Source organism: Nocardia sp. NBC_01730 (genome assembly GCF_035920445.1).
Lineage (GTDB): Bacteria > Actinomycetota > Actinomycetes > Mycobacteriales > Mycobacteriaceae > Nocardia.
In genome coordinates, this window is sequence record NZ_CP109162.1 from 3,553,304 (window position 1) to 3,576,035 (window position 22,732).

Consider the following 22,732-nt stretch of genomic DNA (forward strand, 5'->3'; position numbering starts at 1 on the left):
TCATGGGCGGCCGCACACTTCGCACGACCACCGGATTGCTCGGAGACGGTACGGATGTCGATCGGCTGTGTGAAGACGTGCGCCCGAGCATGAAGCGGACATCGTCCGACGCGAAGACGGTTCGGGCCGAGCAGCCTTCGTTCCGCAACCGACCGGGACCGGGAGACCCGATCATCCGAGTGCGGCCAACAGCGCGCCGACCAGATCGTCGGGCGTGCCGTAAGCGGTGTAGCCGGCCGCGAAACGATGTCCGCCACCGCCCAGCGCCGTGGCCACCTCGGCGAGATCGATACCGTCGCCCGTGCCTCGCCCGCTGTCCCGCGAGCGCAGCGACACCGTCCACCGGTCGGGCACAGTACGGGATTCCTTGAATACCGCGGCGATTCCGGCTTCAGCGGTCGTGCGCACAATGTCGATCACGCTCTCGACCTCCTCCGAACGCACCCCGTCGACATCGTCGCGTCGCACGAACGCGTACACCAGCCCGACGCCGCCGCGCACGTCCGGCGCCAGCTGCGCGGTACCGAGCACCCGCGACAACATCATCAGCCAACCGAACGGATGGGTGTCCAGCAGAGTGCGAGCGATGTCCGCGCCATCGATGCCGGTGGCCAGCAGCCGCTCCGCCAATTCGTGCGTACCCGGACGGACCCACCGGAACGACCCGGTATCGGTGACCAGGCCTGCGTACAGGCAATGCGCCACGTCCGGATCGATCGGGACTCGCCACGCGTCGAGCAGCTGCGCGATCACACTCGTCGTGGACTCGGCGCCGGGATCGACCAGGTTGATCGCTCCGAAGCACGTGTTCGACCGATGGTGATCGATCACCAGTGTCGTGGTGGCGCCGGACAGCCGGTCGACGAGCGCACCGAGCCGCCCCGCGCTGCCGCAGTCCACCGCGACGAGCAGATCGACCTCAGCGGGCACCTCAGCAGGCGCTACCAGGTGCCGCACTCCCGGCAGCGAGGTCATCGACATGGGCAACTCCGCCGGTTCGGCGAACGACACCCACACGGGGATTCCGCGCCGATGCAGGACCAGCGCCAACGCGAGACCGCTTCCGACGGTGTCCGCGTCGGGCTGCACATGGCAGACGACGGTGACCGAACGCGCCGCGTTCAGCGCCAGCACGGCCGCGTCCAGGTCGGCCGTATCCCGCATCGTCGTCATCAACTACCGCATGTCACTCGTCGCCGTCGCGTTCGACCTTGTAGGGGTCGACGTCGCCCGCGTGCCTGGCGTTGGCGGCCACCTTGGCGACCGCGTCGTCCGCGGCCCGAGCCTTGTCGAGCAGGTCCTCCATCTGCCGCGCCGCGTCGGGCACGGTGTCCAGCACGAACGCCAGCGTCGGGGTGAACTTCACCCCGGTTCCCGCGCCCACCTTGGAGCGCAACACACCCTTGGCCTTCTCCAGGCCCGCGGCCGCGCCGACGTAATCCGGTTCAGCGTCGATGGTTTCACCCATCACGGTGTAGTACACCGTCGCCTCCCGGAGATCGCCGGTGACCTTGGCGTCGGTGACGGTCACGAAACGCAGCCGCGGATCCTTCACCTCGTATTCGATCGCGGTCGCCACGATCGAGGAAATCCGCTTGGCGAGTCGGCGTGCCCTGGCTTGATCCACCATGGCCGTTTCCTCCTCACTACTAAACTCTGTTCGATGGCGGCGGGAGCAGAACCTTCCGTGATCACGCAAGTGAAGGCCTCTGTGGCCGTCGCTCCCGCCGCGGTCAGTCTTCGGGTCCGAAGACCCGGCGGCGCACCGCCAGCAACTGTAACTCCGGACGTGCCGCGACGTGCCGTTCACATCTGTCCAACACCTCGGTCAGGTGGCCCATGCCCGCACTGACCATGGCTACCCCCAGCACCGAGCGGCGGTACAGATCGTGTTCCCCGCCCTCGGCGGCGCTGACACCGAAGCGCTGCAACTCGGCAAGGATCGGCCGGATCACGGAGCGCTTCTGTTTCAGCGAATGCACATCACCCAGCAGGAGGTCGAACTCCAGGGCACCCAAATACACCCACTACCTCTTTTTTGGTTCGGACGAGCGGTCCGGACACCGCACCGACTCGGCGCGGCGTCCGGCCTTCGTCTCGGTCTCTCAGTCGCGCGGCTTCTCGCGCAGCTCGTAGGCCTCGACGATGTCGCCTTCCTTGATGTCGGAATAGGTGACCGTCATACCGCATTCGAAACCCTCGCGGACCTCGACGGCGTCATCCTTCTCCCGCTTCAGTGAGGAGATCGTCATCGTCTCGGCGATCACCATGTTGTCGCGGAGCAGGCGCGCCTTGGCGTTGCGCTTGACCGAACCCGAGGTGACCATGCAACCGGCGATATTGCCGACCTTCGACGAGCGGAAGATCGCCCTGATCTCGGCGCGACCCAGCTCGACCTCTTCGTAGATCGGCTTGAGCATGCCCTTGAGGGCCTTCTCGATCTCGTCGATGGCCTGGTAGATCACCGAGTAGTACCGAATGTCGACACCCTCGCGGTTGGCGAGCTCGGTCGCCTTGCCCTCGGCACGGACGTTGAACCCGATGATGATCGCGTTCGACGCCGAGGCCAGGTTGACGTTGGTCTCGGTGACGCCACCGACACCGCGGTCGATGACCCGCAGCCGCACCTCGTCGTCGACCTGGATACCGAGCAGCGCCTCTTCGAGGGCCTCGACGGTACCGGAGTTGTCGCCCTTGAGGATCAGGTTCAGCTCGCTGGTTTCCTTCAGCGCGGCATCCAGATCTTCCAGGCTGATCCGCTTGCGGCTGCGTGCGGCCAGCGCGTTGCGCTTGCGCGCGTTGCGCCGGTCGGCGATCTGCCGTGCGATCCGGTCCTCGTCGACTACGAGGAGGTTGTCACCGGCGCCCGGCACCGACGTGAAGCCGATGACCTGGACCGGCCGCGACGGCAGCGCCGCCTCGACGTCCTCGCCGTGCTCGTCGACCATGCGGCGCACACGACCGTAGGCGTCGCCCGCGACGATCGAGTCGCCGACCCGCAGCGTGCCGCGCTGCACCAGCACCGTGGCGACCGGGCCGCGGCCGCGGTCGAGGTGCGCCTCGATGGCCACACCCTGCGCGTCCATGTCCGGGTTCGCCCGCAGGTCGAGGGCGGCGTCCGCGGTGAGCAGAACCGCCTCGAGCAGCGCCTCGATGTTGATGTTCTCCCTGGCGGAGATGTCGACGAACATGGTTTCGCCGCCGTACTCCTCGGCCACCAGGTTGTACTCGGTGAGCTGCTGCCGGATCTTCTCCGGGTTCGCGCCTTCCTTGTCGATCTTGTTGACCGCCACCACGATCGGCACGTCGGCCGCCTGCGCGTGGTTGATCGCCTCCACCGTCTGCGGCATGACACCGTCGTCGGCGGCGACCACCAGGATCGCGATGTCGGTAGCCTTCGCACCGCGGGCGCGCATGGCGGTGAACGCCTCGTGACCCGGGGTGTCGATGAACGTGATGAGCCGGTCTTCCTGGCCCAGGTGGGTGAGTACCTGGTAGGCGCCGATGTGCTGGGTGATGCCACCAGCCTCGCCCTCACGGACGTTGGTCTTGCGGATGGTGTCCAGCAGTCGGGTCTTACCGTGGTCGACGTGACCCATGACGGTCACCACCGGCGGACGCTGTTCGAGGTCTTCCTCGCCGCCCTCGTCCTCGCCGTAGGTGAGGTCGAACGACTCCAGCAGCTCGCGGTCCTCGTCCTCCGGGCTGACCACATGCACGACGTAGTTCATCTCGCCGCCGAGCAACTCGAGCGTCTCGTCGTTCACCGACTGGGTCGCGGTGACCATTTCGCCGAGGTTGAACAGGGCCTGCACCAGCGCGGCCGGGTTCGCGTCGATCTTCTCCGCGAAGTCCGACAGCGACGCGCCGCGGGCGAGCCGGATGATCTCGCCGTTGCCGCGCGGCAGCCGCACGCCGCCGACTGCGGGCGCCTGCATCGAGTCGTACTCTTGCCGCTTCTGCCGCTTCGACTTACGGCCACGGCGGGGCGCGCCACCGGGACGGCCGAACGCACCGGCCGCGCCACCGCGGCCGCCGGGACCACCCGGACGACCACCGCCACCACCGCCGGGACGACCGCGGAATCCACCGGCAGCGCCACCACCGGCACCGGGAGCGCCTGCGCCCGCACCGGGAGCACCGCTGCCACCGCCACCGCGGTAACCACCGCCACCGCCACCGCCACCGGGACGACCGGCACCAGCGCCACCGGGACGACCCGGACGACCGGCACCGGGACCACCGGCACCGCCCGGACGCGCCGCACGGGACGGCATCGCGCCGGGATTCGGACGCGGCGGCATCGAGCCGGGGCTCGGACGCGGACCACCGGGACGCGGACCACCCTGACCGGGCGCCGGACGCGCACCCTGCGCGGGACCGGGACGCGGACCACCCTGAGCCGGACCGGGACGCGGACCACCCTGAGCCGGGCCCGGACGCGGACCACCCTGACCGGGCGCCGGACGCGGCGCGGGACGCTCGGGAGCCGACGAATACGGGTTGTTGCCGACGCGCGGGGTCTTCGGCCCCGGACGTGGGCCCGAAGCCGCGCCGCCCGAGCGCTGGCCACCCGGCGCGGAGGCGCCGGGACGCTGCTGCTGACCGGGACGCGGACCGCCGCCTGGCGTCGGACGCGGACCGGCCGGCGCCTGCGCTGAACTCGCGGGCGCGCCGGAGACGGCCGAGGCCGCGGGCGCGACGGATTCTCGCACCGGCTTGGGGGACGGCCCGGGACGCGCCGCGGGTCCCGGCTTCACAGCTGGGGACTCGCCGGTACGCGCGGCGGGACGAGCGGTCTCCTGGGCGGCGGGCGCCGCTTGGACGGCGGGCGCCGCCTGGACGGGGGCCGCCGGACGCGGGCCGGGACGCGGGCCACCCACTGCGGGCTTCGCGGCCGGACGGGCCGACGACGGACCGGGACGTGTACCCGATTTGGTGCCGTTCGACGGGGCGGATTTCGCCGCGAACGACTCACGCAGCCGACGCGCGACGGGTGCTTCCACCGTCGAGGACGCCGACTTCACGAACTCGCCTTGCTCCTTGAGCGTTGCGAGTAGTTCCTTGCTCGTGACACCGAGTTCTTTGGCCAACTCGTGCACGCGGGCCTTGCCTGCCACTGCTCTCCTCACTGAGAGGTCGAGCAGCGCCACCGTTTTGGGGACGGGGGCCCGCACGACCTCGGGTTATCTCCGATGGACGTTCATCGTTGGTACTTCACGGTGTGCTCATGAGTGCTCGTGCCTGTTCTCGAGGTAACGCTCCAGGGCTGAGATATCCAGTTGTCCGGACACTCGTAGTGCTCTGCCGATTGCTCGGCGTCGCTCTGCCATGCTCAGACAAGCCGAAAAGGGGTGCAGCCAGGCACCCCGTCCGGAAAGTCTACGCCGCGGATCGGGAATGATCTCGATCACGTGGGAGCCGTCTCCGGTCTCACGATTTCGAGCCACGATCCTCAACAGATCGACGGCCAGCTCGCGCTTCCGGCACCCGATACACGTCCGCACTTGAGCTGCTGGACGCCGGGGCGCCGCGTGCTGCTCGGTGATGCGGTCGGGCACAGGAACCGAAGGCTCGGACTCAACCTTCGACCACTCTACCGCTGCCCCGCTCGGAACGCCGAACCCCGCCCCCGCGGAAGTCACCAACATGTCGTTCCGAGCATTCCGTGGACGGGTTTCCGTCAACTGCGGTGCGCCTCCGTTCGAACCGATCCACCACCCATGTCCGGCGCGGCGTCGCTGCGTATATCGATGCGCCAGCCGGTAAGTCGCGCCGCGAGGCGGGCGTTCTGCCCCTCCTTGCCGATAGCCAGCGAGAGCTGGAAATCGGGGACAACGACGCGGGCCGCGCGGGCTTCCGGGTCGACGATAGTGACGGAAACCACTTTCGACGGCGAGAGCGCATTGCCGACGAACGCCGCCGGGTCGTCGGCGTAGTCGATGATGTCGATCTTCTCGCCGGCCAGCTCGCTCATCACGTTGCGCACCCGCTGCCCCATCGGGCCGATACAGGCGCCCTTGGCGTTGACGCCGGGCACGGTGGTGCGCACGGCGATCTTGGAGCGGTGGCCCGCCTCGCGCGCCACGGCGACGATCTCGACCGACCCGTCGGCGATCTCGGGCACCTCCAGCGCGAACAGCCGCCGCACCAGGTTCGGGTGGGTGCGCGACAGCGTGATCTGCGGACCGCGCTGACCTCGGGAGACGCCGACGACGTAGCACTTGATCCGGTCGCCGTGTTCGTAGGTCTCCCCCGGCACCTGCTCGGCGGGCGGGATCAGCCCCTCGGCGCCGTGCAGCTCGCTGCCGATGCGCACCACGATCGTGCCGCGGGCGTTGGCGCGCGCGTCGCGCTGCACCACGCCGCCGACGATATCGCCTTCGTGCGTGGAGAACTCACCGAAGGACTTCTCGTTCTCCGCGTCCCGCAGCCGCTGCAGCACGACCTGGCGTGCGGTGGTCGCCGCGATGCGGCCGAACCCCTCGGGGGTGTCGTCCCATTCGGAGATCACGTTGCCGTCGACGTCCAGCTCGCGTGCCATCACCCGGACCACGCCGGTCTTCTGGTTGATGTCGATGCGGGCGTTGGGCTGATGGCCCTCGGTGTGGCGGTACGCGGTGAGCAGCGCCGACTCGATCGCGGAGATCACGGTCTCGATCGAGATCCCCTTGTCGGCGACTATCGCGCGCAGGGCTTCGATTTCGATGTTCATTCCACGATCCCTTCGGTCGGCGAATCTGACGCTGTTACGGATTCGGGTTGTGCGTTCGGTGTTCCTCGGACATCAGCGGCGTCGTCGACCGCTACCGCATCTTCCTGGCCCGGGGTCGGACGCCCCGCGACGACTCCGCCGGCGAGTTCGAGCTCTCGCGCGCCGGGCGGGGAGAACTCGACTTGGACGACGGCCGCGGCGATATCGGCGAGCGAGACCGTCACCCGGTGCGGGTTCCGTCTGCCGCCGAGCACCAGCGCCACCGAATCATCGGCGAAGGCACCGACCCTGGCCTCGAATGTCGCCGCCCCCTCCGGGGACTGCGCGCCCTCGCGTAGTGAGATCCGCACCTTCCTGCCGCGCGCCCGGCGCCAGTGCCGGTCCGCGGTCAGCGGGCGATCGATGCCTGGGGTCGAGACTTCCAACAGATAGGGCGTCTCGCCGAACTCGCCCGCGTCGTCGAGCTGGACCGACAGCTCCGAGCTGAGCGTGGCGATCGAGTCAAGATCGGAGGTGTCGTCGCTGTCCACCGTCACCTTCACCCGAGCCTGCGCATCCGCGTGCTTGCCCGACGTCGAGATCTCGACACCCTCGAGGTCGTACCCTCGGCGCTCGACGAGTCCAGCTACGAGCTGGCTCACCCTTTCCTCGGTCGGCATCGGCATGTGGGGCGGCTCCTGGTTCAGTTGTGACGCGGTGGGAAATTTCTCTACCGAAGGTCTAGCGTAACGCGCCCCGAGAGTGTAAGGGACCAGTGGTCGAGGAGTCTGCGCGCCACGGCCGACGCCTCGTCCGGTGGCGCGTCGCGAATCTGGCACGATGATGCCGTGCCCATCCGCCTTCCCGCCCCGCCGCGTGCCGGGTGCATGTCCGGCATCCCCTCCGACCGGCGCGAGTCTCGTCGAGCCGCCCTTGACCGTCGCAGCGCGCTACGTCTGGCGGGCGGAGGAACGGTCGGCATCCTCGCCGTGGGCGCGCTGACCGGCTGCGGCACCGACGACGTGGTGCACGAACCGGATCCGCTTGCCGCGCAGGAGGTTCTGGCCCGCGCCGACGCGGCGGCGGCGACCGCGGCCATCGCGCTGGCGCCGCAGCGGCACGCCGCGCTGACCGCGATCGCCGCCGAGCGCACTGCGCACGCCGACGCGCTGAAAGCCGAGATCGATCGCGTGATCGGCGTGTACGGCGACGGCACCAAGCCGGTGCACCGCACCCGCGCCAACGGACCGGTCCGGTCCTCGAGTCCGTCCGCCGTAGCTTCCGGCAGCGTCGTGCCGCCCGGTGTCGAGGGGCTGCGCACCCAGCTGTCCGAGTCCCAGAAGTCGGCAGCCGCCCTCGCCCGCACCCAGTCCGGGTACCGGGCCGGGCTGCTGGCGTCGATCAGCGCGGCCTGCGCCGCCCAGGCGGGGGTGCTGCTCGCGTGACCGACGCCGAACGCCAGGCACTGCTGGATGCACTGAACGCCGAGTACGGCGCGGTGTACGCCTACGGGGTGATCGCCGCGTACGCCTCGCCCGAACGCACCCGATTGATCGCCGAACACACCGCCGCGCACCGTGCACGGCGCGACAGCACCGCCGACGCGCTCGCCACCAGCGGCGCGACCGTGCCACCGCCGGACGCCGCCTACACGGTGCCGTTCCCGGTCACCGATCCGATCCCGGCCGCACGGCTCGCCGTGACCGTGGAGTCCGACACCGCTGTCGCCTGGCGCTCGGTGGTGGAACACGGCGAATCCGAGTCCGTCCGCCGCACCGGTGTCGACGCGCTCACCGAAGCCGCCGTCCGCCTTGCCCTCTGGCAGTCGATCCTCGGCGCCGACCCGCCGACCACCGCGTTTCCCGGCAAAGCCTGATCACGATCGGCCCGAATTCCGTTGGGCCGCAGAGGTTCTCGCCCTACACGACAGTCCCGGACCGGCTCCGGGACCATCGTTTACCTCGAAACCCGGTCCCTACGGGCGCATTTCGTAGGCGCCGTCATAGGATGCGACCTCGGCCCACACGCGGTCGAACCGTGGCCGGTCCGCGACCGGCGGGCGCAGCGCGGACGCGGCCCAGCCCTGCTGACCGGGGGTGGCCGACGGCTTACCGTAGAGGGTGGTGGCGTAGGTGTTGAAGTCGCGGACCTGGAAGTCGAAGATCTGGTCGATCAGGTCACGGTCCAGGCCGGTGATCGCAGCCTGCTCCAGGATCAGCTGGCCGTAGACCACCAAGGAGAACAGGTGGCCGATGGTCAGCATGAAGTCCAGATCCTTCTGCTGCTCGGCGTCGGGCGCCGCGATGGTCAGCAACGTGCGCAGCTCCTGCGCCTGCTCGTAGAAGCGGCCGACGTTGGGGATGTCGGCGTGCTTCTCGTACACCGGAGTCCAGTCGGCGAACTGGACCTTGCCCGCGCCGCGGGCCGGGCCCTGCCGCCAGAAGAAGTCGTCGTCGGCCGCGTCCTGCCGGGTGCCGATCTCCGGGTAGTCCTTAGGGTCGAACAGGTAGTTCGGCATGAACTTGAGGATCTGGCCGACGTTCACGTGCACTGTGCCCTCCAGCCGCGGCAACGTGTTGATCAGCCGCTGCACCTCGGCGAAGTACGTGTTCTTCTCGAAACCCTTGGCGGCCAGCACATCCAGCAGCAGCGTCATGACCGCCTCCCCCTCGGAGGTCACCTTCGACTTCGTCATCGGGTTGAACAGCAGGTAGCGGCGGTCCTCCAGGCTCGCGCTGCGGAAGTAGTCGACGGCCCGGTCGCTGAACAGCTTCATCGCGACGATGCGCGCGTAGGCGTCGACGAAGTTCGTGCGCACGTGCGGGAAGTCGGTGACCGGATTGCCGTACAGGATGCGGTTGTCGGCGTGTGTGATCGCCTCATAGAACGAATGCTCGACCATGCCGATGCCGCCGTGGCAGAGGTTGAACTTGCCCACGTTGACAGTGTTCAGCGCCGCGGAGAACGCCTCGGGGCCGGTGTGCAGGATGTCCTCGGCGCGCACCGGGTAGTTCTCCAGGCGGAAGGTGCTGACGTACATCTGCTGGTGCACGACGTTGCCGAGCAGGCGGTAGTTCTCGTGCCGGGAGTCCGCGGTGAACCAGACGTACCCGTCGGCGCCCTCGATATCGGCGCGGCGGGAGAACACCGACACCATGCTGGCCACGTTGCCGTTGCCGATGTAGTACTTCGCCCCGTTGGCGCGGAACAGGATTCCGGCCTCGGCGTCCGCGCCCCCCGGCTCGGTCGGGGTGAGCACCAGGTCGGTGTTGTAGATGTCGGCGCCGTGCGTCTGCTCGGACAGGCCGAATGCCATCACCTCGCCGGCGGCCAGATCGGTGGCGGCGCGCTTCTTGGCGACCTCATTGCCGCTCTGCCAGATCGGGCCGAGACCGAGGATGGTCACCTGCTCGGCGTACCAGTAGGCCAGGCCGTAGAAGCCGAAGATCTCCGACAGCGCCGCGTTGCGCGCCGCGTCCCAGCGCCGGTTCGGGTCGCCGTCGGCATAGGCGGCCGGGGTGAGGAAGGTGGCGAACAACTTCTCCTTCTTGACGAAGTCGAGGAAGTCGGCGGTCCACACCGCGTTCGCGTCGTCGGCGAGCAACCGCTGCTTGCCGCGCCCCTCGAACCACTCGATGGTGGCGCGCAGCAGCCGTCGCGTCTCGGCGTCGAACTGCTGCGGGTCGTAGGTAGCCGGATTGAACAACAACGCGTCGGTGCTTGTCATGACGGTTAACTTACCAGCGAGTAATCACAGCCCGAACCAGGTATGCGGATTTCTGACCAGCAAATTCACGCTACGCCGCAGAGGGTGGCCGCCGCCCGATTAGTGGCATCACGCTCCCCTTAGAGCGGCCTGCCGGGCTGCATCCCGCCCGAGTGGCCATCGAGCGAACGACCCCCTGGCACAAAGCCTCAGGGGGCGTCGGAACTCCTGATTTCGTCAGCACATGGGTAACTCACCGGGTACGCCCAGAACCCGAGCGGCACCCACCGCAGGACCTGAACGCGACTATCCCCACGCCTGGCTAGTACGGCCTGAATACCCGGAGAGGCGGTCAGCGACGGGCTTTGGCCACCACCGCGTCCACGGCCGAGGCGGCGGATATCTCTTCCGCCTCGCCGGTGAAACGGTCGCGCAGTTCGACCTTGCCCTCCGCCCAGCCGCGGCCGATGACCAGGATCAACGGCATACCGAGCAGCTCGGCGTCCTTGAATTTGACACCCGGCGAGGCAGTGCGGTCGTCGAAGAGCACATCCAGGCCGTGGGCGTGCAGCCCGGCCACCACCTCTTCGGCCCCCGCGCGCGCCGCGTCGTCCTTGTTCGCGATGACGACGTGCACGTCGTACGGCGCGACCGCGGCGGGCCAGCGCAGCCCCTTGTCGTCGTGCTGCTGCTCGGCGATCACCGCGACCATGCGCGAGACGCCGACACCGTAGGAGCCCATGGTGAGCCGCACCGGCTTGCCGTTCTCGCCCAGCACGTCCACCTCGAACGCGTCGGTGTACTTGTTGCCGAGCTGGAAGATGTGGCCGATCTCGATGCCGCGCGCCGACACCAGGGTGCCGCGCCCGTCCGGCGACGGATCGCCGTCGCGGACCGCGGCGGCCTCGATGGTCCCGTCGGGCGTGAAGTCACGACCGGCGACCAGGCCGACAACATGCTTGCCCGGCTGGTCGGCGCCGGTGATCCAACTCGTGCCGGTGCCGACGCGGGGATCGACCAGATAGCGAACACCGTTGGCCTGCAGCGCCTTCGGGCCGATGTAGCCCTTCACGAGGAATGGGCTCTCGGCGAAGTCGGCTTCGGTGAGTAACTCGACCTCGGCCGGTTCGACGGAGGCGCCCAGACGCTTGTCGTCGACCTCGCGATCGCCCGGGATCCCGATGCCGAGGATCTCGGTCTTGCCGTCCGGGTGGCGCAGCTTCACCATGACGTTCTTCAGTGTGTCGGACGCGGTGACCGGGCGACCGTAGCGCTTGCCGATGCCCGCGCTGTTGGCCCAGTCCACCAGGGTCGCGATGGTCGGCGTGCCGGGGGTGTCGTGCACGAGGGCCTCGGGCTGTCCTTCGATCGGCAACGGCGCGGGAGCGGGCGTGACCACCGCCTCCACATTGGCCGCGTAACCGGATTCGAGGCAGCGCACGTAGGTGTCCTCGCCGACGGGGCTGTCGGCCAGGAACTCCTCCGACGCGCTGCCGCCCATCGCACCCGAGGTTGCCGCGACGATGACGTACTTGACCCGCAGCCGATCGAAGATGCGCTGGTAGGCCTCACGATGCGCGTCGTAGCTCGCCTTCAGTCCTTCCTCACTCAGATCGAAGGAGTAGGAGTCCTTCATGACGAACTCACGCCCGCGCAGGATGCCAGCGCGGGGGCGCTCCTCGTCCCGGTACTTGGTCTGGATCTGGTAGAGCGTGACCGGAAGGTCCTTGTAGGAGCTGTACTCGCCCTTCACAGTGAGCGCGAACAGCTCCTCGTGGGTCGGGCCGAGCAAATAGTCCGCACCCTTGCGGTCCTGCAATCGGAAAAGGCCGTCACCGTACTCGGTCCACCGGTTGGTGGTCTCGTACGGGTCCCGCGGCAGCAACGCGGGCAGCGAGATCTCCTGGGCGCCGATCGCGTCCATCTCCTCGCGCACCACGTCCGCGACCTTGCGCAGCACCCGTAAGCCCAGCGGCAGCCAGGAGTAGACACCCGGGGCGACGCGGCGCACATAGCCGGCGCGAACCAAGAGTTTGTGGCTGGGCACCTCGGCGTCGGCTGGATCGTCGCGGAGGGTTCGCAGGAACAGGCGGGAGAGGCGGGTGATCACGGAAGCACAGGGTAGTCGCCGACCGGATGCTGATGACAACGCATTACCGTATTCGTTCGTGCTGGTGCTGCTGCCTCCTTCCGAGACCAAATCCGACGGCGGCGTCGGCGCCCCCCTCGCACTGGACTCCCTGGCTATGCCACAGCTCACCGCGGTGCGTGCGCGCTTGGTCGACGAGGTGGTGCGGCTGGCGGCGGACCCGGACAACGCCCGCTCGGCGCTGGGGCTCGGCAAGGGGGCCGATGGCGAGATCGCCCGCAATGCGGCGTTGCGCACGTCGCCGACCCGGCCCGCGCTCGAGCGCTACACCGGCGTCCTCTACGACGCGCTCGACGCGGGCTCGTTCACGAAGGTCCAACGAGCCAAAGCGTATGCCCGGCTCGGTATCGGCTCAGCCCTGTTCGGCGCGGTCCGCGCGGGTGACCCGATTCCCGCCTACCGGCTCTCCGGCGGCTCCAAACTGCCTGGGCTGCCGACTCTTTCGGCGGTCTGGCGCGACGCGCTTGCCGGGGCGCTGCACGCCGAGGCCGCGGGTGAACTCGTAGTCGACCTGCGCTCCGGCACCTACCAGCAGCTGGGCCGTGTCCCGGGCGCGGTCACCGCGAATGTGCTCACCGAGCACCCCGACGGATCCCGCACGGTAGTGAGTCACTTCAACAAGCACCACAAGGGCTTGCTGGCCCGCGCCCTCGTGCTCACCAGAGCCGAGCCGACCGACGTCCGCGGCGTGGCACGGGTGGCAGCCAAAGCCGGGTTGCGGACCGAGATCGCCTCGCCCACTGAGCTTCTCGTCATCACCTGAGCGCGGTCGCGGTTCAGTCGCCGACGGCGGTGAGCACTGTAGCCGAGGTCTCGCCGCGTCCGCGGCAACGCTCACCGCCGCGGAACAGCACGTGCTCGATGCTCACCTTCGGTTGCCTTTCGCCACAGGTATGGGACATCGGTCGAGGACGGGTGGGGCCAGGTCGAAAATGTCGTGACGTTGTCGGTGCGGTCAACGGCGTATCTGCCGAACAACCGCTACCGCTGGTCGGCATCCTCCGGTGCGAGTGCAGCCGGAGGATGTCGTTGTGGGTCGTCCAGCACCATTGTGAGGAACGTGTGTGGAATCCTCGGCCAGCTGTGGTGCCACCGGCCTGCGCGGAGATCGTGTTCCAGGGTCTGAAGCAGGAATGTGATCCAGGGGCCTTCGTCGCGCAGTGGCCGGATCAGGCCGGTGTCAGCGCAGATCGCGACGACCGGCACGAGTGCGTTCTTGGCGTCGTCGGTCTGTCCGGCCGCCGCGAGGCAGGACGCGAGCAGCAGTTGGGCGTGTAGCGCTGCTCGTGGGCGGCGGACGGCGTCGATGGAATCGCGCAACCGTGTGGCGCGTTCGCAGGCGGTGGCGATCTGGGCGGGTATCCGGTCACGTAGCAGCACACGTATCGCGGAATCCTCGATCAATTCGGCAGTCAGGATCGCGATGCCGTTGTCACCCGTGGCCATTGCACGGCGGGCAACACCTGCCTGGTCGGGTGCTTCGATGGCCGAGGTTGTGGTGGTCGTGAGTCCGAGGCGGACCTGCTCGTTGGTGATACGAGCGGCGAGTCGCGGCACGGCAAGCGCTTTGGCGGTCCTCGCGCCTTTGTCCAGGCGTTGCGCCGCGGCATCGAGATCACCGCGCAGTGCTTTGATCCGGGCGCCGGTCGCGTACGTGGCCATCATGAATTCCACCGGGCCGCCTTCGATTCCGAGCCCGCTGACTTCATCCAGCAGTTGCTCGGCTTCATCGAGCTGATCGCGTTCGTAGAGCAGCTCGCCGAGCAGCGCATCAGCCAGCGCCGGGTAGGACTGGTAACTGGAGGAGTTCGTGGCGATCTGGCAAGCCTTACGGAAACTGTGCTCGGCGGCGGAGACGTCGAGCTGTTCACGGGCCGCGAGGCCTAAGAAGCTGTAGGTGATTATCTGGTTGAACGTTCCGCCGATCTGCTGATGGTAAGGAGCGGCCCAGTCGAACCACGCATTTACTTGATCGAACTCGAAACGGCGGAAGGCCTGATACGCCGCGATGCTTGCGGCAGCACCCAGTGCCCACGGACTCAACGTGTCGGTTCGCGACAGGCAATCGGCCACCACAGCGTCTACATCCTCGACATGGTCGCTCATCGTGCGCCCGGCGCTCTCGATGAGGGCTGCTTCGGCCGCGAGATCGGAATCGGGCCCCTCGATCGCCGCGCGCGCCAGCCGCAGTGCGGTGTTCAGCTCGGTGGGTCGACGCAGCAACATATATGTCCAGGCGAGCGCGAGTTGCAGGCGCGGACGGGTCGCGACGAGTGGTGGTGGAAGCTTCGCGACCAGGCCGAGCAGTGTCGCGAATCGGGCATGCGCGACGTGGTCCATCGCCCGTTCCTCGACGAGGTCCACGGCGTGTTCGTCGTCGCCGCAGGCGCGTGCGTGATCGATGGCCTCGCTGACCATCCCGTGCGCACCGAACCAGGCGGCGGCGGTGCGATGCAGTACGTCCACCTGATCGGGGCGGTCGCGCGCGAGCCGCTGACGCAGGAATTCCACGAACAAATGGTGGTAGCGGAACCATTCACCGTCCTCGTCGATACGACGCAGGAACAGATTCCGCCGCTCGATATTCTCCAGCAACACCTGCCCATGCCGCTGCCCGGTCAACGCGGTAGCAAGACCACCGCAAATATTTTCCGGCAGCGAGGTTTCCAGCAGAGCATCCAGCAACACCGCATCCACCGTATCGAGCACGTTCTCGGCGAGATACTCGGCAATAGCGTGATGACGTCCCGATAGGTGACTGATCAACGCCGCCGGGTCGTGATGCCCGCGCAGTGACAACGACGCGAGCTGCAACGCCGCGACCCAGCCCTCGGTACTGTCGCGCAACTCGGCGACCTCACCGTCATCCAAGGACAAACCACCCAACTCCACCAGAAACGAGCCCGCCTCGACAGCATCGAAACGCAAAGCACTGGAATCTATCTCGACCAGCTCATTGCGAACACCCATCGTCGCCAACGGCAAACCCTCCGACGACCTGCTGGTGACAATGATCTGCAAGTGGTGACAACCATTCTCCAACAAGAACCGCAAGGCCGCGGTCGCCGCGGAATCGGTCACCCGATGCCAATCATCGATCACCACAGCCACACGTTCGTGACGCTCATGAATGTCATTGATCAACGTCGTGAGCACATAGCGAGTTGCCTCCGCACCTCGCTCCTCGAGCATCCGGCCCAGCTCAGGCACCAACGCCGGACGCACCCGGTGAATCGCCTCGATCAGATGCAGCACGAACCACACGACGTTGTTGTCGTCGGGATCGGCGTTCAACCACGCGACCGCCACCTGCTGCTGCTCAGCGAGGTGCTCGGCCCACTGCGCGGCCAGAGTGCTCTTACCGAACCCCGCCGGAGCGTGGATCACCGTCAGCCGCGGCCGGGAAGCAGTCCGCAACCGGTCGATCAGCCTGCCGCGATGCACCAACGCCCGCCCGGACATGGCCGGACGGAATCTGGTCTCGGGGGTGGGCGGCGTCGTGGTCCGCCGGAACGACGGTGACCGGCCGGTAGGAACCGGACGCGGCGCACCGGTGTCCTCCACAGGGGGCGTCAGGTCGCCGTGGTCATCGGTGCGCACCGTCATGTCCTGTACCGGCATACCGTGAGCCCCCTCGACACCGCGCAGTAACTCACCGAACTCAGCGGCCGACCGCGGGCGCTTCGCCAGATCATGCGCCATAGCGGCCTCGATGACAGCACACAGGTCATCAGGGATACCGTCGGGCCGCAGGTCCGGCAGCGGCTCGGCGGCGATCCGCAAGAACTGCGCGACCACCTGCTCACCCGAGCGGCGCTCGAACGCGGCATGCCCGGTGATCATGCAAAACAACGTGGCGCCCAACCCGTAAATATCGGACGCCACCGACGGGTTCCCCGATCGCAACACCTCCGGGGCGGTGAACGCGGGCGAGCCGGTGATCACACCTGTGGTCGTCTCGAAACCGCCTTCGATACGAGCGATCCCGAAATCGGTGAGCTGCGGCTCACCATAATCGGTGAGCAACACATTCCCCGGCTTGATATCACGATGCAGAATCCCAGCCCGATGCGCCGTCTCCAAAGCACCAGCCAACTTGACTGTAATCCCGACCGCGTCATCGAGCGGCAGGCGTCCCTCTCGGCGAAGACGGTCTTCCAACGAACCGCGGGAGTGATACGGCATCACCAGATACGGGCGACCACTGCGAGTGGTGCCGACCTGCAGAACGTGCACGATATTGGGATGGCCGGACAAAGCGCCCATCGCCTGCTGCTCACGCACGAATCTTTCGACGTTTTCCGGCCAGAGATCCGCCGCCGCAAGCAAGACCTTGACCGCGACATCCCGGTTCAACGCCCGCTGCGTACACCGGTACACCACCCCGAAACCACCCCGACCGATCTGTCGCGGGCCGTCGAGACCGGTGCCTTCCAGTTCCTTGTCGATGTCTGGAGGCCGGTCACTCTGCGTCGCGAAAGAATCTCGGTCCGCCATCGCCCTGCTCTGTGTCGGGTGCTGCCGCGCTACCTTCCCAGCTTATCCCCGGCGAATCACCGAACCGGGCGGGGTTTCAGAGAAACTTCCGCTACGGCTTCAGTTCGATAAGCGCCTACTCTCAGTGGAACCGCGGTGCTCCAGACATCGGGAATTGGGTCCGGACAGGCGAGTATGCCGAAATCGACGTGCTGGTCGTGGGACATGACAGTGATCTTGTCCGCGGGATGTGTGGAGCGGGCTCGGCACCCTTTTCTCCATTTCTGGGAGCAGACGTGGTCGGCTCATGGCTTGCCACCGGCCGTCAGATCGCGGATCAGCAGGGCGGTGTACAGGGAGGTGCGCGATTCGCCGTCGCCGAGGCCGGTGTCGAGGATGCGTTCGATACGGGCCAGGCGCTCGTAGAGGGTAGGCCGGCTGATGTTGAGTCGGCGGGCGAGTTCGGTCTTGTTGCCCGCCAAGTCGAGGAACTGGCGCAGAGTGCGAGTCAGGTCGGCGTCGTGGCGGATGTCGTAGCGAAGTAGCGCGCTCAGTTCGGTCTCGGCGAAACGCTGCACACCCGGTTCGTCGCGGATCAGCGACAGCAGCCCGCGCAAGCGCACGTCGCCGCTGCGATAGAACGGTCGCGATGCCGAACCCCCCAGCGACAGTGCGACTTCCGCGACGTGCGGCAGCTCGTGGGCGGTGTCCAGCAGCGAATCCGACGCGGCCCCTGCGCCGATCACCACCCGCCGCACCCCGTCGACCCGCCGCACCTCGCCGAGGATCGCGGTGCATACCGCGGCCAGCCTCTCGTCCAACTCATCGTTCCGCGGCAGCGCGAGGATCATGGCGATTCGGTCCCCTTGGTCGGCAGCGGCGAGCGCGGTCATCTTCGCCAGGCCGAGTCCGTGTGCTACCGCGTCCAGGATGCCGACCGCGCGGCGCTGTCCGGCGACCGGATCGGCCTCGGCCGCCGCGGCGACATCGACGGCGAGCGGAACGTAGGCGGTCCGGCCTGCCAACCCCGAGCGCTGCGGCCCGCGTGCGGGCGTCGCGCTCGTCCAGCTTGCCGTTGACCATGTCGTCGATCAGCCCGGTCTGCGCCTGCCGGTGCAGACCGAACCGGTCCTTCTCGATCATGCGGTGCAGCGTCAGCGTCTGCGCGGCGCGCTCCAGCACCATGCGCGCCCGCGCGCTCGGCACCCCCTCGGAACGCAGGAGCAGCCGCCCCCACCGCTGGGTGTGCGGGCCGATGGCCACCGCGTCCCAGTCATCGGGCAGCAGGCGCGAGGTGTTCTCCCAGTTCTCCAGCAGCGCCGAGGTGGACGCATGGCGCGCGGTCAGCGCGAGCACCCGGTGTGCCAGGTCCTCCAGCACCACCGCGGCGTCCAGCATGTTCGCCGCAGTCTGCACGATCTCGGCCAGCGCGGCTCGGCGGACGCTGAGCTCGGTGAATGTCTCGTGCACGGTGCGCGCGAACTCGAGTTCCGCGTACTTCTCGGCGACGATCACCCGATGCACCGCTTCGGTAATCTCCACGAACCGGGTGACCCGGTGCAGCGCGATCAACGGAAGCCCCAGCGCGTCGGCGGTCGCGGCGACCCAGGGAGACAGCGCGGGCACATATCCGCCGAGCTCGACCACCAGCCCGGACACCCCTGCCGCCGCCAGCGCCGTCACATACGCCTCGGCCGCCGCGTCACCGTGGCTCATGCCTACCCGGTCGTCAGGATGCGCTCGCCGCCGACCAGCAGCTGCGCCACATCAGCCAGCTCGCTGACGTGCACCCAGCGCACCGGCCGAGCCAGCGATCCCCCGCCGACGACCTCGGGTTCACCGGCGCGGACCACTGGCATCGCCAACACGTCGGCCACCGAGGGAAGCACCGGCGAATCGCAATACCCAGCGCGAAATCGCATACAGATCATCGGGTCATCGGGAAGGCTTGATACCGCAGAGTGGTATCCAGCGACTTCGCACCGCCCAGGGGACCGCCGCACGTGGCGACGAGAGACGGCACCGCCAACGCTCACGATCGAATCGAGGAGATATGCAGACCATCGCGCACTGGCTCGACGGCAAGGCTTTCGCGGGCAGCAGCGAGGCGACGGCGCCGGTGACCAACCCGGCGACCGGCGTGGTGACCGGACAGGTCGCGTTGGCGAACGTGGCGGACACCCGGGCGGCGATCGACTCGGCGGCGGCGGCGTTCCCGGCCTGGCGGGACAGCTCGCTGGCCCGGCGCACCCAGATCCTGTTCCGCTTCCGCGAACTCCTCAATGAACGCAAGGAAGAGCTCGCGCACCTGATCACGGCCGAGCACGGCAAGGTCCTGGCCGATGCCATGGGCGAGGTGAGCCGCGGTCTGGAGGTCGTCGAATTCGCCTGCGGCGTGCCGCATCTGCTCAAGGGCGGCTACACCGAGAACGCCTCGACGAAGGTGGACATCTTTTCGCTCCGCCAGCCACTGGGCCCGGTCGCGGTGATCTCCCCGTTCAACTTCCCCGCAATGGTGCCGATGTGGTTCTTCCCTCTCGCCATCGCCGCGGGCAACACGGTGGTGCTCAAGCCCAGCGAGAAGGACCCGTCGGCCTCGCTGTGGCTCGCCCAGCTGTGGGACGAAGCCGATTTGCCCGCAGGAGTTTTCACCGTGCTGCAGGGCGACAAGGTCGCGGTCGACGAGCTGCTGGACAACCCGGGCATCAAGGCTGTCTCGTTCGTGGGCTCAACGCCGATCGCGCGGTACGTCTACCAGCGTGGCACCGCGGCGGGCAAGCGAGTGCAGGCGCTCGGCGGCGCGAAGAACCACATGGTGGTACTGCCGGACGCCGATCTGGACCTGGCCGCCGACGCCGCGGTGAACGCCGGGTTCGGCTCCGCGGGCGAGCGATGCATGGCGATCAGCGTGGTGGTCGCCGTCGGCGGCGCGGCCGACGAGCTGGTCGGCAAGATCGCCGAGCGGGCCGGGACCATCAAGACCGGCGACGGCGCCCGCGCGGCCGACATGGGCCCGCTGGTCACCCGCGCGCACCGCGACCGGGTCGCGGACTACATCGCGGCGGGCGAAACCGCCGGTGCCGCAGTGGTTCTCGACGGCCGAGGCGTCGAAGCCGACGGCGCGGCCGACGGGTTCTGGCTCGGACCGACGATTCTCGACCACGTCGACACGGATATGAGCGTCTACACCGACGAGATCTTCGGCCCCGTCCTGTCGATCGTGCGGGTCGACAGCTACGACGACGCACTCGCCCTGGTCAACGCCAACCCCTACGGCAACGGCACCGCCCTCTTCACCAACGACGGCGGCGCGGCCCGGCGCTTCCACAACGAGGTGGAGGTCGGCATGGTCGGGATCAACGTGCCGATCCCGGTTCCCATGTCCTACTACAGCTTCGGCGGCTGGAAGAACTCGCTGTTCGGCGACGCGCACGCGCACGGCACCGACGGAGTGCAGTTCTTCACCCGCGGCAAGGCGGTCACCACCCGCTGGCTCGACCCGAGCCACGGCGGGCTGAACCTCGGGTTCCCGCAGAACAAGTAGGTACCCCCAGCGATGCTTCGGCCCCGGCCTGAGCGAGCTCGCGCGGCGGCATCCCAGCACCGGCGAGGTGCGGCACGGGGGTGTTCTGGGCGCTGGAGCTCGTCCGCGACCGGTCCACCCGCGAATACGGTGTGACGTCTCGCGTCGACGACCCGATGCCATATGCGGGCCTCGTCGATCGGTCGAGTCAGCGGGAATGCCCTGGCGCACCTGATTGTTCGCTCAGAACGTGACCAGTACCGCTGTTCTTTCCGATGACCTGAAGAAGTACCTGGACGAGGAGCGTGTGTTCGCCACCGCGGCCACGATCGGGCCGAATGGGCAGCCGCACCTGACCGTGATCTGGATCAAGCGCGACGGCGACGATCTGTTGTTCTCCACCACCACCGATCGCCAACAGGGCAAGAACCTCGCACGCGACCCGCGGATCACCGTGCTGATCAACCCACCGGACAACCCGTATGTGTACGCGGAGATCCGCGGCAACGCGACGCTCACGCCGGATCCGGACAAGTTCCTGCCCGACGAGCTTTCGCTGAAGTACACCGGCCAGAAGTACCTGGATTTCAACCCCGCCTCGACGCACGACGGACCGCGCGTCATCGTGCGGGTGACGCCACGCAAGGTCGCGGGACGGATGTAGTCGGCGGGCTCAGGCCTGCTGGGCCTCTTCCTGCGCGTGCTGCGCCAACGCCAGCTGTGGCGGGGTGAATCGCAACGTCAGCGCGACCAGTCCGGTCGCGAATGCGATCAAAGCGCACACGAGCAGCACCAGGGTGTAGCCATTGCCCAGCGCAGCGATCTCGGCGGGTGTCATGCCCGCGACCTTGCCGGTGCGGCCGCCGAGCGAAAGCGTGCGCGAGGCGGCGATCGGCGTGAGCAGACCGATGGCGACCGGCGTGGCCAGGTTCATGAACATCTGCCCGACCGCGGCCAGTGGACCGATGTTCGCCGGCGGCACGCCGACCAGCACGCACAGCGGCGTGAGCACCATGGCCATGCCGACGCCGAGACCGATCACGACCAACAGGGGCAGCAGCGTCGCGAAATACAGCACGTCGCCGTCCAAGGTCGAGCCCAACAGCAGCCCGACGCCGAGCACAAGAGAGGCGCTCGCGAGCTGCCAGCGCGGCGCGATGTACAACGCGGCCTTGGAGGCCAGCGCGCCGCCGATGCCGATGCCGACGGTGAACGGGATGGCCGCGACGCCCGCCTTCAGCGGGCCGTAGCCGATCACATTCTGCATGAACTGGGCGACGAAGAAGGTCATCGCGCCGAGTACGCCGCCGGCCAGGAAGATCAGCAGGAAGGTGGCGATGCGGTCGCGGCTGTCGAACAGCGACCACGGCAGCAATGGATCTTCCACTCGCCGCTCCAGTGCGACGAAGACGATCAGCAGCACGACGCCCGCGATGAGTGAACCGATGATGACGGGGTCGCCCCACCCGATCTCGGGGCCCTCGGTGGCGCCGAAAACGATGGCGGCACACGCGAGGGTGCCGAGCACCGCGCCGGGCACATCGAGCGCCGAACGGTGGTGTTCTGTGTCTGCGAGCTTGTAGACCGCGCCGAGGATGATCAGCGCACCGATCGGGACGTTGATCAGGAAGATCCACCGCCACGACAGCTGGGTCAGCGCGCCGCCGACCACCAAGCCGCCGACCGAGCCGATGCCGACCATCGACCCGACGATCGCGATCGCCTGATTGCGCGCCCTGCCCGGCGCGAACGTCGTTGCCACCAGGGCGAAGGCCGTCGGCGCCGCGACCGCCGCGCCCGCGCCTTGGACCGCGCGCGCCGCGAGCAACATGGCCTGGTTCTGTGCGAGCCCACAGGCCAGCGAGGCGACGGTGAACAGGACGACACCGAGGACGAGCATCCGTTTGCGCCCGAAGGCGTCGCCGAGCCTTCCACCGAGCAGCATCAAGCCCGCGAACGTGAGCCCGTAGGACGTGACCGTCCACGCGCTGCCCGCGCTGGACAGCCCCATCTCCTCCTGCAGCCTGGGCAGTGCGAAGATCACCACCGTGCCGTCGAGCACGACCATGAGCTGCAACCCGCTCAGTACTAGAATCGCGAGCCCGAAGGCCCGCTGCGTCACCGGATACTGCATCTTCGCAGCGGGATTCTGGAGCACAGTGAGCCACTGTAATTGATGCAGCC

At 68.0% G+C, this 22,732-nt stretch carries 16 protein-coding genes and 1 pseudogene; 5 read left to right on the top strand and 12 right to left on the bottom strand.

Translation table 11 applies throughout. The annotated features are described in order from the left end of the window. Window positions 1–171 precede the first annotated feature (171 nt). From OHB12_RS14055 to rimP, 7 genes are all read right to left on the bottom strand, one after another. Entirely contained in the window at window positions 172–1,173 is a 1,002-nt protein-coding gene (locus OHB12_RS14055) for a DHH family phosphoesterase (RefSeq protein WP_327119678.1), read from the bottom strand. Window positions 1,174–1,186: 13 nt separating this feature from the next. Beyond that, on the bottom strand, window positions 1,187–1,630 hold the full coding sequence (gene rbfA / locus OHB12_RS14060; RefSeq protein WP_327119680.1) for a 30S ribosome-binding factor RbfA: 444 nt from the start codon (window positions 1,628–1,630) through the stop codon (window positions 1,187–1,189). Window positions 1,631–1,733: 103 nt separating this feature from the next. Further along, a complete protein-coding gene (locus OHB12_RS14065) occupies window positions 1,734–2,024 on the bottom strand; it encodes a DUF503 domain-containing protein (RefSeq protein WP_327119682.1) in 291 nt (96 codons plus the stop codon). Between the two features lie 81 nt (window positions 2,025–2,105). Next, entirely contained in the window at window positions 2,106–5,120 is a 3,015-nt protein-coding gene (infB, locus tag OHB12_RS14070; RefSeq protein WP_327119684.1) for a translation initiation factor IF-2, read from the bottom strand. A gap of 108 nt (window positions 5,121–5,228) precedes the next feature. After that, complete coding sequence (locus tag OHB12_RS14075; protein WP_442800040.1) at window positions 5,229–5,507, bottom strand: YlxR family protein; 279 nt, start codon at window positions 5,505–5,507, stop codon at window positions 5,229–5,231. 176 nt (window positions 5,508–5,683) lie between these two features. Next, window positions 5,684–6,715 carry a transcription termination factor NusA gene (nusA, locus tag OHB12_RS14080; RefSeq protein ID WP_327119688.1) on the bottom strand — a complete coding sequence of 344 codons (1,032 nt, stop codon included), beginning with the start codon at window positions 6,713–6,715 and terminating at the stop codon, window positions 5,684–5,686. After that, window positions 6,712–7,380: a ribosome maturation factor RimP gene (rimP, locus tag OHB12_RS14085; RefSeq protein WP_327119690.1), complete on the bottom strand. Its 669-nt coding sequence runs from the start codon at window positions 7,378–7,380 to the stop codon at window positions 6,712–6,714. The genes nusA and rimP overlap by 4 nt, the downstream gene beginning before the upstream one ends. Before the next feature lie 201 nt (window positions 7,381–7,581). Between rimP and OHB12_RS14090 the strand changes: the two genes are divergently transcribed. Both OHB12_RS14090 and OHB12_RS14095 read left to right on the top strand, forming a co-directional pair. After that, window positions 7,582–8,139: a hypothetical protein gene (locus OHB12_RS14090; protein WP_442800094.1), complete on the top strand. Its 558-nt coding sequence runs from the start codon at window positions 7,582–7,584 to the stop codon at window positions 8,137–8,139. Then, window positions 8,136–8,570 (top strand): ferritin-like domain-containing protein, encoded by a 435-nt coding sequence (locus OHB12_RS14095; protein WP_327119694.1) that lies wholly within the window; start codon window positions 8,136–8,138, stop codon window positions 8,568–8,570. The genes OHB12_RS14090 and OHB12_RS14095 overlap by 4 nt, the downstream gene beginning before the upstream one ends. 99 nt (window positions 8,571–8,669) lie before the next feature. Here OHB12_RS14095 and OHB12_RS14100 read toward each other — a convergent pair whose 3' ends face one another. Both OHB12_RS14100 and OHB12_RS14105 read right to left on the bottom strand, forming a co-directional pair. Further along, window positions 8,670–10,421: an acyl-CoA dehydrogenase family protein gene (locus OHB12_RS14100; protein WP_327119696.1), complete on the bottom strand. Its 1,752-nt coding sequence runs from the start codon at window positions 10,419–10,421 to the stop codon at window positions 8,670–8,672. Between the two features lie 331 nt (window positions 10,422–10,752). Next, entirely contained in the window at window positions 10,753–12,510 is a 1,758-nt protein-coding gene (locus OHB12_RS14105) for a proline--tRNA ligase (protein WP_327119698.1), read from the bottom strand. Between the two features lie 58 nt (window positions 12,511–12,568). Here OHB12_RS14105 and yaaA point away from each other — a divergent pair, with 58 nt between their 5' ends. Beyond that, window positions 12,569–13,312: a peroxide stress protein YaaA gene (gene yaaA / locus OHB12_RS14110; RefSeq protein WP_327121104.1), complete on the top strand. Its 744-nt coding sequence runs from the start codon at window positions 12,569–12,571 to the stop codon at window positions 13,310–13,312. A 218-nt stretch (window positions 13,313–13,530) separates the two neighbouring features. Here the strand turns inward: yaaA and OHB12_RS14115 are convergent, their stop codons facing one another. Both OHB12_RS14115 and OHB12_RS14120 read right to left on the bottom strand, forming a co-directional pair. Beyond that, on the bottom strand, window positions 13,531–17,046 hold the full coding sequence (locus OHB12_RS14115) for a protein kinase domain-containing protein (protein WP_327119700.1): 3,516 nt from the start codon (window positions 17,044–17,046) through the stop codon (window positions 13,531–13,533). A gap of 284 nt (window positions 17,047–17,330) precedes the next feature. Next, window positions 17,331–18,947 (bottom strand): annotated as a pseudogene (locus OHB12_RS14120) (PucR family transcriptional regulator). Window positions 18,948–19,078: 131 nt separating this feature from the next. On the opposite strand from OHB12_RS14120, the gene OHB12_RS14125 reads away from it, so the two are divergent. Both OHB12_RS14125 and OHB12_RS14130 read left to right on the top strand, forming a co-directional pair. Beyond that, window positions 19,079–20,569, top strand: a complete 1,491-nt coding sequence (locus OHB12_RS14125) for a CoA-acylating methylmalonate-semialdehyde dehydrogenase (RefSeq protein WP_327119702.1) — start codon at window positions 19,079–19,081, stop codon at window positions 20,567–20,569. A gap of 229 nt (window positions 20,570–20,798) precedes the next feature. Continuing rightward, window positions 20,799–21,212 carry a PPOX class F420-dependent oxidoreductase gene (locus OHB12_RS14130; RefSeq protein ID WP_327119704.1) on the top strand — a complete coding sequence of 138 codons (414 nt, stop codon included), beginning with the start codon at window positions 20,799–20,801 and terminating at the stop codon, window positions 21,210–21,212. A gap of 9 nt (window positions 21,213–21,221) precedes the next feature. On the opposite strand, the gene OHB12_RS14135 is transcribed toward OHB12_RS14130, so the two are convergent. Beyond that, window positions 21,222–22,682, bottom strand: a complete 1,461-nt coding sequence (locus OHB12_RS14135; protein ID WP_327121106.1) for an MFS transporter — start codon at window positions 22,680–22,682, stop codon at window positions 21,222–21,224. Window positions 22,683–22,732 lie beyond the last annotated feature (50 nt).

Coding starts and splice junctions, on each gene's coding strand:
- OHB12_RS14100 (WP_327119696.1), bottom strand. CDS start 10,421: ATGACAAGCACCGACGCGTTGTTGTTCAATCCGGCTACCTACGACCCG.
- OHB12_RS14115 (WP_327119700.1), bottom strand. CDS start 17,046: ATGGCGGACCGAGATTCTTTCGCGACGCAGAGTGACCGGCCTCCAGAC.
- nusA (WP_327119688.1), bottom strand. CDS start 6,715: ATGAACATCGAAATCGAAGCCCTGCGCGCGATAGTCGCCGACAAGGGG.
- rimP (WP_327119690.1), bottom strand. CDS start 7,380: ATGCCGATGCCGACCGAGGAAAGGGTGAGCCAGCTCGTAGCTGGACTC.
- OHB12_RS14135 (WP_327121106.1), bottom strand. CDS start 22,682: ATGCAGTATCCGGTGACGCAGCGGGCCTTCGGGCTCGCGATTCTAGTA.
- rbfA (WP_327119680.1), bottom strand. CDS start 1,630: ATGGTGGATCAAGCCAGGGCACGCCGACTCGCCAAGCGGATTTCCTCG.
- OHB12_RS14090 (WP_442800094.1), top strand. CDS start 7,582: ATGTCCGGCATCCCCTCCGACCGGCGCGAGTCTCGTCGAGCCGCCCTT.
- OHB12_RS14125 (WP_327119702.1), top strand. CDS start 19,079: ATGCAGACCATCGCGCACTGGCTCGACGGCAAGGCTTTCGCGGGCAGC.
- OHB12_RS14055 (WP_327119678.1), bottom strand. CDS start 1,173: ATGACGACGATGCGGGATACGGCCGACCTGGACGCGGCCGTGCTGGCG.